This is a genomic window from Marinithermofilum abyssi (assembly GCF_014641195.1).
Classification (GTDB): Bacteria; Bacillota; Bacilli; order Thermoactinomycetales; family DSM-45169; genus Marinithermofilum; species Marinithermofilum abyssi.
Genome location: NZ_BMHQ01000003.1, coordinates 163,966 through 176,420, shown reverse-complemented (window position 1 = coordinate 176,420; position 12,455 = coordinate 163,966). Strand labels below are relative to the sequence as shown.

Annotated in this window: 13 protein-coding genes; all 13 read right to left on the bottom strand. The window is 54.8% G+C overall.

Annotated elements, in window-relative coordinates:
* Positions 1–87: 87 nt before the first annotated feature.
* Complete coding sequence (gene trpA / locus IEW70_RS05345) at positions 88–903, bottom strand: tryptophan synthase subunit alpha (RefSeq protein ID WP_188646896.1); 816 nt, start codon at positions 901–903, stop codon at positions 88–90.
* Complete coding sequence (gene trpB, locus IEW70_RS05340) at positions 890–2,116, bottom strand: tryptophan synthase subunit beta (protein ID WP_188646895.1); 1,227 nt, start codon at positions 2,114–2,116, stop codon at positions 890–892. Before trpB ends, trpA begins: the two co-directional genes overlap by 14 nt.
* Positions 2,097–2,765: a phosphoribosylanthranilate isomerase gene (locus IEW70_RS05335; RefSeq protein ID WP_188646894.1), complete on the bottom strand. Its 669-nt coding sequence runs from the start codon at positions 2,763–2,765 to the stop codon at positions 2,097–2,099. Before IEW70_RS05335 ends, trpB begins: the two co-directional genes overlap by 20 nt.
* A complete protein-coding gene (gene trpC / locus IEW70_RS05330; RefSeq protein ID WP_188646893.1) occupies positions 2,750–3,547 on the bottom strand; it encodes an indole-3-glycerol phosphate synthase TrpC in 798 nt (265 codons plus the stop codon). The genes IEW70_RS05335 and trpC overlap by 16 nt, the downstream gene beginning before the upstream one ends.
* Positions 3,537–4,571 (bottom strand): anthranilate phosphoribosyltransferase, encoded by a 1,035-nt coding sequence (gene trpD, locus IEW70_RS05325; protein ID WP_188646892.1) that lies wholly within the window; start codon positions 4,569–4,571, stop codon positions 3,537–3,539. Before trpD ends, trpC begins: the two co-directional genes overlap by 11 nt.
* A gap of 17 nt (positions 4,572–4,588) precedes the next feature.
* Positions 4,589–6,109, bottom strand: a complete 1,521-nt coding sequence (gene trpE / locus IEW70_RS05320; protein ID WP_229751836.1) for an anthranilate synthase component I — start codon at positions 6,107–6,109, stop codon at positions 4,589–4,591.
* A 180-nt stretch (positions 6,110–6,289) separates the two neighbouring features.
* A complete protein-coding gene (gene aroH, locus IEW70_RS05315) occupies positions 6,290–6,694 on the bottom strand; it encodes a chorismate mutase (protein WP_188646890.1) in 405 nt (134 codons plus the stop codon).
* On the bottom strand, positions 6,691–7,788 hold the full coding sequence (gene aroB / locus IEW70_RS05310; protein WP_188646889.1) for a 3-dehydroquinate synthase: 1,098 nt from the start codon (positions 7,786–7,788) through the stop codon (positions 6,691–6,693). Before aroB ends, aroH begins: the two co-directional genes overlap by 4 nt.
* Before the next feature lie 2 nt (positions 7,789–7,790).
* Entirely contained in the window at positions 7,791–8,954 is a 1,164-nt protein-coding gene (aroC, locus tag IEW70_RS05305) for a chorismate synthase (RefSeq protein WP_188646888.1), read from the bottom strand.
* A 366-nt stretch (positions 8,955–9,320) separates the two neighbouring features.
* Positions 9,321–9,767: a nucleoside-diphosphate kinase gene (ndk, locus tag IEW70_RS05300; RefSeq protein ID WP_188646887.1), complete on the bottom strand. Its 447-nt coding sequence runs from the start codon at positions 9,765–9,767 to the stop codon at positions 9,321–9,323.
* 126 nt (positions 9,768–9,893) lie between these two features.
* Positions 9,894–10,865, bottom strand: coding sequence for a heptaprenyl diphosphate synthase component II (gene hepT, locus IEW70_RS05295; RefSeq protein WP_188646886.1), 972 nt, complete (start codon positions 10,863–10,865; stop codon positions 9,894–9,896).
* Between the two features lie 40 nt (positions 10,866–10,905).
* The gene (locus IEW70_RS05290) at positions 10,906–11,628 is read right to left on the bottom strand and encodes a demethylmenaquinone methyltransferase (RefSeq protein ID WP_188646885.1); all 723 of its coding nucleotides are present in this window, start codon (positions 11,626–11,628) and stop codon (positions 10,906–10,908) included.
* 6 nt (positions 11,629–11,634) lie between these two features.
* Positions 11,635–12,375 carry a heptaprenyl diphosphate synthase component 1 gene (locus IEW70_RS05285; RefSeq protein WP_188646884.1) on the bottom strand — a complete coding sequence of 247 codons (741 nt, stop codon included), beginning with the start codon at positions 12,373–12,375 and terminating at the stop codon, positions 11,635–11,637.
* Positions 12,376–12,455 lie beyond the last annotated feature (80 nt).

The following is a 12,455-nucleotide window of genomic DNA, read 5'->3' as shown; positions in this document are numbered from 1 at the left end:
CAAAAAACGACCAGCCTGGTGAGAGGCTGGTATCCGTTCATGTTCCAATCCTTTGACATTGACAAGAGAGGGAAAGGAGGCAGCGTGCTAGGACTTTACGGGAGCCGCCGGTATCAGCCCTCGCACAAAGCCGCGAATGGAATCCAATGCTGCAGCCCGTTTATCCTTATCCTGCAGCGCTTCCTGATGCAGGGCGATCTCTCGTACCAGCGCGCTCCCCACCACTGCTGCATCCGCATGGCGCAAAAAGTATTCCACGTGACTGCCTGCGGAGATGCCAAAGCCTACAGCCGTCGGTACCGGGCTCTCTTGACGGACCGTTTCCAAAAACTCCTCCACTCCTTGGGCGAAGTTTTGCCGTATTCCCGTGGTACCCAAAGAAGACACGCAATAGACAAAACCGCGGGCTCCCCGAACAATCTTGCGAATGCGTTCCTTTGATGTCGGGGCCACCAACGGGATCAAATAAACACCCTGCCGCGCCGCCAAATCGGCGAGCTCCTTTCCTTCTTCCCAAGGTAGGTCGGGAATGATCATCCCGTTGATACCGGCTGCCCGGGCTTCTTGCACCAAACGTTCCGGGCCAAACTGCAAAATCGGATTATAATAGGTGAAAAGGACCAACGGCAGTGTGATTCCCCGCTCTCGGGCCGTCCGGGCCAGCTCCAACACCTTTGTTAGGTTCATCCCTTGGCGGAGCGCCCGTTCAGAGGCTTCCTGAATCAACGGGCCGTCTGCCAACGGGTCGGAATAGGGAACACCCAGCTCCACTACGGAAGCGCCTTCCTCTTGCAGTAGGTGCAAAAGGTCCAGAGTCACCTGCGACGTCGGATCACCGGCCACCACAAACGGGATCAGACGTTGCCCCTCTTTTTGTTGAAATGCTTGATCAATCGGTTGCATCCCCGGATCCCTCCAATTCCCGGTGAATTGTCTCCACATCTTTATCTCCCCGGCCCGACAGGCAGATTACCACGATATCCTCCGGAGAACCCTCATGGGCGATCTTTACCGCTTCTGCCACTGCATGAGCCGATTCCAATGCGGGCAAAATCCCTTCCGTACGACACAGTAGCTGAACCGCCTCCAACGCTTCCCGGTCGGTGGCCGCGGTGTATCGGACACGGCCCGAATCTTTCAGATAAGCATGTTCCGGACCCACTCCCGGATAATCCAACCCCGCGGATACCGAATGCGCCGGCAGTACTTGACCATGCTCATCTTGCAACAGATAACTGAGCGATCCGTGAAGTACACCGGGAGCTCCTTTGCTCAACGTGGCGGCATGACGATCCGTGTCCAAGCCGGCCCCCGCTGCCTCTACTCCATGCAAACGGACATCCGCATCCTCCACAAAGGCGGCAAACATCCCGATCGCATTGCTGCCGCCTCCGACACACGCCACCACATCCGTCGGCAGCCGACCTTCTTTGAGCAGCAGCTGCGCCCGTGTCTCATCCCCGATCACCCGTTGGAACTGGCGCACCATCTCCGGATAGGGATGCGGGCCCACCGCGGAACCGATCAGATAAAATGTGTCTTCCACGTGGGAAACCCAGTGGCGGATCGCTTCATTGGTCGCATCTTTCAAGGTCCGGGTGCCCGAAGTGACCGGGATCACCTCCGCCCCCAACAACTGCATCCGAAACACATTCAACCGTTGACGGCGAACGTCTTCTTCTCCCATGAACACCTTGCATTCCATCCCCAGCAAGGCTGCCACCGTGGCCGACGCCACTCCGTGCTGCCCGGCCCCGGTTTCCGCGATCAACTTTTTCTTGCCCATCCGTTTGGCCAACAGACCTTGTCCCAAGGTATTGTTAATCTTGTGGGCTCCGGTGTGGTTCAGATCCTCCCGTTTTAAATAGATACGTGCTCCCCCGGCGTAACGAGTCAACCCCTCCGCCAGTGTGAGTGGGGTAGGGCGTCCCGAGTACTCGGCCAGTAAGCTTTTCAGCTCTTCTTGAAACTCCCTGTCGTCCATCGCCTCACGAAATCCATCCTCCAACTCCGTCAATGCATGCATCAAGGTTTCCGGTACAAATCTCCCGCCAAAAGAACCAAATCGCCCCGGCGTCTCCTTGTGCATCACCGCTTCACCCTGCTTGTTTGTCATAGTGCCTCACCCTCTCCACCAGTCTTCTCATTTTTTCCGGATCTTTCCGCCCTTCGGTTTCTATCCCGCTGGAAACGTCGATTCCTGCGGGTGCCGCCCTCAAAAGCTCTGCCACATTGTCCGGATGGATCCCGCCAGCCGTCCAAACCGGAATGCCTCGTTCCTCCCACGGCGCTCGCAAGTCAGGGATCCGATCCCATGCAAATCGCTTCCCGGTTCCTCCCTGGGTATTTCCAATGACCGTATCCAGCAACACCGCGTCTACTCCCGTCGCATAAGCTTCCACTATATCCACCCGCAAAGGCGTCTCCGCTCCCGGAGCCATATGCATCACCTTCACCACTTGGACCCCGAGCTCTTCTTTAGCCCACCGGCAAAACCCCGGCGTCTCCTCTCCGTGAAACTGAAGAACATCAAAGGATACCTGCTCCTGCCACCACTCTGCTTCCTGTTTTTCGGGATTCATCATGACACCGACGGATTTCACATGAGCGGGCAACGCATCCTTCAGCCGTTTCGCCGTCTCCGGATTTACCGTCCGTTTTCGGCCGGGCACCAAAATAAACCCGGCATAATCCACATCCAAATCCTGCAGCGGAAGCAGATCCTCCTCCCGCTGCATCCCGCACATCTTTATCTCGGTGCGCAACGGTATTCACCTTCCAGCAGGGACCGGACTCCCTCCTCCGGAGAGCCTTGTCGCATGAGATATTCACCGACGAGTACCCCGTCCACCCCCGCTCGGGCCAAGCGGTGAAAATCCGCCGCAGATAATACGCCGCTCTCCCCGATCACCGGAATGCCTTTCGGAACCCGTGGCAACACCGTCTCCGTCACAGCCAGATCCGTTTCAAAACTGTGCAAATCCCGGTTGTTGATCCCCAGCACGTCCGGATTGCCCGCCAAGGCGCGGGGCAACTCATCGGCGTTATGCACTTCGATCAATACTTCCATACCCAATGCATGGGCCTGATCACTCAGCTCCCGCATCGCTTCCTCTTCCAGCAACGCCGCAATCAGCAAAATGGCGTCCGCCCCGCGCAATCGGCTTTCCACCACTTGCAGCGGATGAATGATGAAATCTTTGCGCAACACCGGCAGGGAAACCGACTCCTTCACCTTTTCCAACGAGGTGATATCCCCTTTGAAGTAGGAGCGGTCCGTCAACACCGATACTGCATGGGCTCCGCCCTTTTCATAACCGAAAGCCACCGCTTGCGGATCCACCTGTTCCCGGATCACCCCTTTAGAGGGGGAGGCGGGCTTCACCTCCGCAATCAGGGCCGGAATTCCATTTCTTCGTTGGATATTCTTCGACAGGGAACGGCAGGCCGGAAGCTGCTCCAGGACTTCCTGCGGCGGCACCTTTAACTCTGCGGCCAGCTGAGCGACCTCTTTTTCTTTGGTTTCAGCGATTTTTTTAAGAAACATGATGAACCTCCTCCCGTTGGCGGCCCCGGTTTTTCATTTGTTCCAATTTGACTGCCGCGCTTCCCGCCATCACTGTCTGGCGTGCGATGTGCACCCCTTCCTGCAAGGTATCAGCTTGGCCCGCCACATAGATCACCGCCCCAGCATTGGCCAGTACCACATCTAGTTTCGGCCCCGGTTTGCCGTGTAAAATATCGCGAATAATCGCGGCATTTTCCGCTGCATTCCCTCCGGCCACATCTTCCGGCCGTGCCCGGGTCAAGCCCAGTTCTTCGGGAGAAATCCGGTAGGTCCGGACCTCCCCGTTATTCACTTCACTGACTTGCGTTTCAGCAGCGATCGAAATCTCATCGATCCCCTCCAATCCGGATACCACCAGCGCCCGTTGTGTGCCGAGCGCAGCCAGCGCCTTCGCCGTCGTCTCCGTCAGGCCGGGTTCATATACCCCGATCAACTGCCGTTTTACTTGCGCCGGATTGGCCAACGGACCCAACAGATTAAAGCAGGTGCGGAACCCCAGCTCTTTTCGTGTCGCCATCACATGTTTCATCGCCTGATGGAACAGCGGAGCAAAGAGAAAACAGATCCCGATCTTCGTCAAGGTCTCCCTCGCTTCCTCAGGTGTCAACTGAATCTCCACACCCAAAGCTTCCAATACATCTGCGCTTCCGCTTTTGCTGGAAACGGCCCGGTTACCGTGTTTCGCCACCGGAGTCCCGGCCGCTGCCGCTACAATCGCTGCGGCGGTGGAAATATTGAAGGTGCGCCCTCCGTCTCCTCCCGTACCGCAGGTATCCACTGCATCCACTTCCGGCAGGAAAACCCGGGTTGCTTTTTTCCGCATCGCTTCCGCCAGCCCGCTGATCTCCTCCGGCGTTTCCCCTTTCATACGCAAAGCTGTCAGCAGCGCCGCCGCCTGTGAGGAAGTGAACCGACCCTCCATCATGGCACACATCAACTCCACCGATTCTTCCCGGGTCAATGATGTGCCGGAAACCACCTTAGACAGATAATGTTGGATCATTTGGATCTCTCCCTCCCTCATCCTTGTACCGTCGAAAACATTTTTTCGGCCAATGTCAGCGCCCGCATCAAGCTTCGTGCTTTGTTTCGGGATTCTTCATACTCCAATTCCGGTACCGAATCTGCCACGATACCCCCGCCGGCCTGGATATAGGCGATGCCGTTCTTGAAGTGAATCGTCCGAATGGTAATCGCGGAGTCCAGATTGCCGGTAAAACTGAAATAACCGATCGATCCCGCATAAATCCCCCGGGGAGTGGGTTCCATCTCTGCAATCAGTTCCATCGCCCGCACTTTCGGCGAGCCGGAAACCGTTCCTGCCGGGAAACAAGAAGCAAAGGCATCTGCCGGTACAGCGTCTTCCCGCAGCTGCCCGCGTACGTGGGAAACCATGTGCATCACGTGAGAGTAGCGTTCCATCGTCATTTGCTCGGTTACCCGGACCGAGCCATATCGGCTAACACGCCCCACATCATTTCGTCCCAAATCCAGCAGCATCACATGTTCCGCTCGCTCCTTCTCATCCCGCAACAGCTCCTCTTCCAACTGCCGATCCTCCTCTTCCTTCCGGCCACGGGGACGGGTGCCGGCGATGGGGCGGGTCTCCACTTCTCCGTCCGTCACCCGGACGAGCAGTTCGGGAGAGGCTCCGACCACTTTCTCCTCGCCCAAGGACAGATAGTACATGTACGGCGAGGGATTCAACGCCCGCAGCACCCGATACACATCGAAGGGATCCGGCGGTGCATCCCAAGTCCACCGCTGGGACAAGACGATCTGATAAATATCTCCCCGCCGGATATGCTCCTTGGCCCGTTCCACCATCTGGCAATAAGCGGCTTTCTCCATATTCGATTGCACCCGTGAAAAATCGGCGGAAGCGTCAGCCATGGCGACGGACGGGAAAGGCCCTGTTTCTGCCGGTGTGCGACTTAATTCCGCAGCCCATCCTTCCAGAAAACCCGCCAGGGAATGATAGGCCGATCGCAGTGCCTCGTCCTCCACTGGTTTTGGCACATGGAGGTTGGCCACCAACATGATCTCTTTTTTCAAATGGTCAAAGATCAGCATACGGTCAGAAAAAAGAAAATACAGGTCCTCAAACGCCGTATCCCTTTCGCCCTGGTGCCGGGGCACCTTTTCAAAAGTGGTTACCGCCTCATATCCGGCATAGCCTACCGCTCCCCCTAAAAATGGCGGATAACCGGGATAACGCGGGGCCCGGTATCGTTCCAACAAACGGTGAAACTCCGCCAGCGGACGCTCGGATGAATACCGGCGAACGTTAGTCCCCTCTTGCACAGTAATCCTTTGCCCCTTGCTGCGAAAGATCAGAAAGGGATCGGTGCCGATAAACGAATACCGCCCCCACTTTTCCCCGCCTTCCGCACTTTCCAACAAAAAGGAGTAGTTGCGATTTTTCAGGCGGCGGTACAATCCAATCGGTGTTTCCGTATCAGCAAAAATCGTTTTGCACAGTGGAATGGTCGAATAGCTGCGGGACAATTCCCGCACGTGATCAAAGCGAGGATATAACACGTGTTCTCCCTCCCATGGAATCCCATTGGAGACGGAGAAAGGTGGAGAAACATGGGGAGGATATATAAAAAGCCAAGGCACAGCAGGCCTTGGCCGAATTCCGTACATGTTTTTCTCGGCTCTCCTCTGCTCTCACCTATCTCGTCTCAACTCTATGCTCAACTCTTACTCTCTGCTTATTCATACATTACTTGAGAATGCACTGTCTGTCAAATCTTCCCCTCCGGCCAAATCAGGACGAAGCTTTCGCGCCTCCTTGAGATAGGCGTGCCGGATCGCTCGGGGAGAAAGCTCCGTGTTGACCAGCATCAGCAGACGGATACAGCGGGCAAGCCCACCCGGTACGTCGATTTCCGTCGCACACATCAGAGGGACTGTTTCCCAGCCCGACATGGTGCGAATGGCTCGGGCGGGAAATGTGGCGTTCAGATCCGGACTCATTGTGATAAACACACTGGCGATATCGTCGGGGTCCACGTGGTTTAACCGAACCATCTCCTCCAGCAACTCCGCCGTTGCTGCCAAAATCTCATCCGCATCATTGTGTTCCACCGTGGTCGCTCCGCGGATCCCCCTCACTTTCATGTCGTTCCCTCCTTCAGCCGGTTCAACACACGGACAATCGCCTGCTCCTCTATATCCCGGTACAATTGAACCTCGCCGATGCTTCGGGGCAATACAAAGGCATAGCCTCCCTGACGCGCTTTCTTGTCCCGTTTCATATGTTCCAGAAGCAGCTCCTCATCCCATTGGCCCGACAGCGAAACCGGCAGGCGAAATTGCCGAAGCAACTCCCGCGTAAAACCGGAAACCTCCTGAGCGGTTCCCAACTCTTCACCCAGCATCGAAGCTGCCGCCATCCCGATGGCTACCGCTTCTCCATGCGTATATGTGCCGTATCCGGCCGCCGACTCCAGGGCATGGCCCAAAGTGTGGCCGTAATTTAAAATGGCGCGAAGGCCGGATTCTTTTTCATCTTGGGAAACGATCGCTGCTTTCACCTGACATCCTTGATAAATGGCATGGCCTACCTTCTCCGGATCCAAGTGCAGTAGGTCCGAGGCATTGGTATGAAGCCAGCGGGCAAAGGAGGCATCCCAAATCAACGCATGCTTGACCACTTCCGCGTAACCGGAGACCACTTCCCGTTCCGGCAGGCTCCGCAACGTCGATACGTCAAACACCACCATCTCCGGTTGATGAAACGCTCCAATCATATTTTTGCCTAAAGGGTGATTCACGCCCACCTTCCCGCCCACGCTGCTGTCATGGGCTAACAAAGTGGTCGGCAATTGCACAAAGGAGATCCCCCGCATGTAGGAAGCAGCCAGAAAGCCGGCCAAATCGCCCACGACACCGCCGCCCAGCGCCAGCACCACTCCGGCACGATCCAATCCGAAGCGGATGCACTCTTCCACCATGGCCTCTAAACGGCTCAAGCTTTTGGATGACTCCCCTGCCGGCACCGTAATCGTACCGACACGGTAACCGGCGGATTCCAGGTGTCCTTTTACCTCATCCATATACAGGGGGCCCACCTGGGTATCCGTCACCAGCATCAACGGACGATCCGGTTGAATTCCGCATTCCGTCAACAGTTGCGGCAGTTGAGGGTACAAACCTTCTCCGATATGGATGGGATAACTACGGTCCTTCAGATCCACCGTCAACGAACGCATCATTAAAACTCCTTCACTTCCTGCAGATACCGGTTCACTTCCCGGACCAACTCATCCGCTGTATCCGACGAAAACTTTTCCAACAAGGCGTTGGCCACTTCCCAGGCCACCACATTTTCCGCCACCACACTGGCAGCCGGGACTGCACAGTTATCGGAACGTTCGATGCTGGCTTCAAAAGGCTCTCTGGTGTCGATATCCACGCTTTTCAGCGGTTTGTACAACGTCGGAATCGGCTTCATCACCCCGCGCACAACGATCGGCTCTCCCGTGGTCATTCCGCCTTCAAATCCGCCCAGTCGGTTGGTACGACGATGATATCCTTTTTCTTCTGACCACAAAATCTCGTCATGGACTTGGGAGCCTTTCCGCTCCGCCGCCTCAAAACCAATGCCGATCTCCACCCCTTTGAAAGCCTGGATGCTCATTACGGCCTGAGCAATTCGCGCATCCAACTTCCGGTCCCAGTGTACGTGGCTTCCCAGACCCGGCGGTACGTTTTCCAACACCACTTCCACAACACCGCCCAAGGTGTCACCCTCTTTTTTCGTTTCGTCGATCAGTTCAATCATCCGTTTCTCCGCTTCCGGATCGAGGCAACGCACCGGGGAAGCTTCCGACCGCTTCGCAATCTCCTCCACACTCAAATCGGTCACCCGCTCGGCACCCACCGAGCCGATCCGCACCACATGACCGGCGATACGTATCCCGCACAGCTCCAGAATCTGCCGGGCGACAGCCCCTGCAGCCACACGTGCCGCTGTCTCCCGAGCACTGGAACGCTCCAGCACATCCCGCAGATCGCGATGCCCGTATTTCAAAGCACCGTTTAAATCGGCATGTCCGGGGCGAGGGCGGGACAGACGACGTTTCTCCGCTTTTTCTTCATCCGGATGGGGACTCATCACTTTCTTCCAGTGAGTCCAATCCTTGTTTTCGATCACCAGCGTCACTGGGGCTCCGGTGGTTTTTCCAAAGCGCACACCGGATAAAATCTGTACCTCGTCCGATTCAATCTGCATCCGACGACCGCGCCCGTATCCTCCCTGGCGGCGCTTCAATTGTTCATCCACTTTTTCTTTACTGAAGGGAAGTTGACTGGGCAACCCCTCGATGATCAAAGTCAACTGAGGTCCGTGTGATTCTCCTGCCGTCAAGTAACGCATCGATTCATCGTCCTCTCCAAGCTGGTTCGTCTCTGTTATAACGTGACTTTCATCCTTTAAAGAATGTTAGCAGTATCATAACATACCCAAACCGGATTGAGAACGTGCTGTTCTTAAGGCGGCTCAAAACTCTTCGAAATTTTCGCTGCCAAAGTGGTCAAGAATCTAAGTCCAAACGGCAGCCTGGTGGGTATCCAGATCGGCGAACGGAAATGGACCTTTGTCGATGGCTCTCTCCTTTTCCAGTACGTCTGTGGACGTTCTTCGCCATCTTATGATAGTGGTTTGTTTTGCAAACTAGTTTAAATTATCATTTGAATCAAAGCAAAAACACCCGGCTGCCGTGCCGGGTGTTTGGCTATCTGCTTAATAAACCCATTGATCCGTCAGTTTGTCAAAAGAAGCGATCTCTTCCGAAGAGAAAAAGAGGCCGATTTCCCGTTCCGCACTTTCCGGAGAGTCGGAACCATGGATTACGTTTTTGCCCACCGTTATACCGAAATCGCCGCGAATCGTGCCCGGGGCGGCATCCGCCGGGTTGGTTTTGCCCATCATTTGGCGGGCGGTGGCGATCACGTTTTCGCCTTCCCAGACCATTGCGAATACAGGGCCGGAAGTGATGAAGTCCACCAGTTCACCGAAGAATGGCCGCTCTTTGTGTTCAGCATAATGTTTTTCTGCCAGCTCTTGAGAGATCACCATCAGCTTGGCAGCCACCAGCTTGTACCCTTTCTTTTCGAATCGGGCGACGATTTCGCCGATCAAGCCGCGCTGGACACCGTCCGGTTTCACCATCAGAAATGTCTTTTCCATGAGTGGTTTCCTCCATCCAATCTCCTATGTATTTTTCCTCCCGCTTTCGAAAACGCATTCAAGCGGGTAACCATCGAAATTTTATCAAAAAAGGGGGCGCAAATCAAACGCTTTCACCGTCCATGTTCAGTAAGTCCGCCCCCCGATAAATTCGGCGATCAATCGGAAGGATTCCTTGGCTTTTCCGTCCGGCAACTCTTCCAAAACCGCCATCGCTTTGTCCAAATAGCGCCGGGCCATCTGCTGAGCGAACGCAATCCCCTCAGATTGACGGACGATTCCAATCACTTCATCTGCGGAAACCGCTGTTCCTTCCGTCGACAAATAGCGGCGAATCATCGTTTGTTGTGTTTCGGACCCTTCCCGCAAGGTATGAATCACGGGTAATGTCACATTCCCTTGCCGCAGGTCACTGCCGGCGGGTTTTCCCAGTTGTTGTTCATCTCCGATAAAGTCCAGCACGTCATCGGTGATCTGAAAGGCCATCCCCACAAAATAGCCATACAAGCGAAGCTTGCGGACCACCCATGCATCGGCTCCGCTGACTAAAGCTCCCAACTGGCAGCTGATTGCCATTAACAGAGCCGTCTTCCGCTTGATCCGGCGAAAATAGCGCAACAAACTTTGATCTCCGTTGTAGAAATCACGAATCTGTTCAATCTCGCCCCGGCACATTTCCACAATCGCGCGGGACAATACCCGATGCACCTCGGGCTCCCGCAATTGGGCCGCGATCGTCAACGACCGGGCGAAAATATAATCCCCCGTATACATGGCCACCCGGTTGTCCCACTTGGCTTTTACTGTGGGCCGTCCCCGACGCGTGGCCGCATCATCTATCACATCATCGTGCACCAATGTCGCCATGTGAATCAGTTCCAACGGAACAGCCACCCATTTTAAGCGGTGGATGTCATACTCCCCGAACTGTCCTGCAAGCAAAACGAAAACCGGCCGCATCCGTTTGCCCCCGGCTTCCAACAAATGAAGGGATGACTCATTGAGCAACCGGTGCTCCGACTGAACCGAACGGCTCAGCTCTTCCTCAATCACCCCGATATCGGATTGTAATGCATGATAAATATCCTGCAGCTTCATATCTTTTCACCCTGGTTGCAAACTGTCCGACACCTTTGCATCATTTTTTGTGTCCGATGTGTAATGCAGCAATTCCCCCGGTTAACGGGTATACCTCCACTCGGTTGAAACAACCGTCCCGCTCCATAATGGAAGCCAGTTCCTTGTAGTCGGGAAATGCAATCAAGGATTCCGGCAGCCAGCGATATTGTTCATAACGGTTGGCCAGCAATTTTCCTAACCAAGGAAGCAATCGTTGGAAATAAAAATAATAAATGCTTCGAAACAGCGGCCACGTGGGCTTGGACAACTCCAGAGACACCACTTTCCCACCCGGCTTCACCACCCGTGCCATCTCTTTCAACACATGACGATAATCCGGAACATTGCGCAAGGCAAATCCAATGGTCGCATAATCAAAAGTGTTGTCCGGAAAAGGAAGGGACATGGCGTTGCCCCGGATCAAGGAAACCTGCTGGGACAATCCCCGCCGATCCACTTTGCCCCGGCCTACTTCCAACATCTTTTCGCTGAAATCCAACCCCACAACGTTGCCGGTACCAGAGGCTTCCGCGATGGAGATCGCCCAATCACAGGTTCCGCAACACACATCGATCGCCGAATCCCCGGGCTGAACGGCCATTTTTTTCATGGCAAATTTCCGCCAGCTTTTGTGACGGCGAAAGCTTAAGATGGTGTTCATCCGGTCATAATCTTTGGCAATACTTTCAAACACCTGGTGAACAAACTCTTCCTTGGACTTTTGTTGCGCCTGTTGGCTCAATGATGCTCATCCCTCTCGAACCAGCGTTTCATCCATTCCGGCGGCAGTTTCCATGATCAATCCGTTTACTTCCCCGCATTCATCCAATGGCCGCATTTGTTTGGCGATCTGTACCGCCTCCATCGCCAAGGGTTGCAGCCAGCCTTCCGGAACCGTCAGCCACCGATGATGATCTCCCCGTTGGGCATAATACAGCGTCACCAGATGACCGGCGAGACGTTCCCAGGAATTCTCCTCTGCACCGGGCAATCGGCGGCAGAGCGCCGTCACCAAACCGGCGTGGATCCTGCGTATCAGTTGGATGCCCACCGAAGGAGACAAGGGTACCCCCTCCTGCTGCATCAGATACAAATCCATTTTCGCCTTATTGATATCACAAATGCCTTCGGACAGCCATTGGATGGCATCCACTTCACCAGTATCAGCCAACCCCCGATAAAAAAGGCTGCTAAAATAATCGCCCGCCAATACGGTCAATTGGCGGGAACGCATTCCGGCACGACCTGACTCTTTTTTGGTGGATACTTGATCATGGATATCCAGCCCCATCTTTACCAGCGCGGCCGTTACACAATAGCGATGAATCCGTTCCCCCGGCAAAGCATGCGACCGCAGCATCCAATACAGGACCCGCACAAAAAAAACGGGGATCTCCGGCCGCCGAATATGTTTTTCCATATAGGAATATCGTGATTGATCGGCGATTTCCGCTAAAATTTTTTGCAAGTCTTTCGACATGGACGTCATTTTGCGCCCCCCAAACCCACTCACACTCATACGATGAATTTCCATTTCAGTATAACACACTTTGATGGGAGCAACACTGA

Excerpts from the sequence above, each read along its gene's own strand:
- trpA (WP_188646896.1), bottom strand. The coding sequence starts at position 903 with ATGCAACCGATTGATCAAGCATTTCAACAAAAAGAGGGGCAACGTCTG.
- trpB (WP_188646895.1), bottom strand. The coding sequence starts at position 2,116 with ATGACAAACAAGCAGGGTGAAGCGGTGATGCACAAGGAGACGCCGGGG.
- trpC (WP_188646893.1), bottom strand. The coding sequence starts at position 3,547 with ATGTTTCTTAAAAAAATCGCTGAAACCAAAGAAAAAGAGGTCGCTCAG.
- trpD (WP_188646892.1), bottom strand. The coding sequence starts at position 4,571 with ATGATCCAACATTATCTGTCTAAGGTGGTTTCCGGCACATCATTGACC.
- aroH (WP_188646890.1), bottom strand. The coding sequence starts at position 6,694 with ATGAAAGTGAGGGGGATCCGCGGAGCGACCACGGTGGAACACAATGAT.
- aroB (WP_188646889.1), bottom strand. The coding sequence starts at position 7,788 with ATGCGTTCGTTGACGGTGGATCTGAAGGACCGTAGTTATCCCATCCAT.
- aroC (WP_188646888.1), bottom strand. The coding sequence starts at position 8,954 with ATGCGTTACTTGACGGCAGGAGAATCACACGGACCTCAGTTGACTTTG.
- ndk (WP_188646887.1), bottom strand. The coding sequence starts at position 9,767 with ATGGAAAAGACATTTCTGATGGTGAAACCGGACGGTGTCCAGCGCGGC.
- hepT (WP_188646886.1), bottom strand. The coding sequence starts at position 10,865 with ATGAAGCTGCAGGATATTTATCATGCATTACAATCCGATATCGGGGTG.
- IEW70_RS05285 (WP_188646884.1), bottom strand. The coding sequence starts at position 12,375 with ATGACGTCCATGTCGAAAGACTTGCAAAAAATTTTAGCGGAAATCGCC.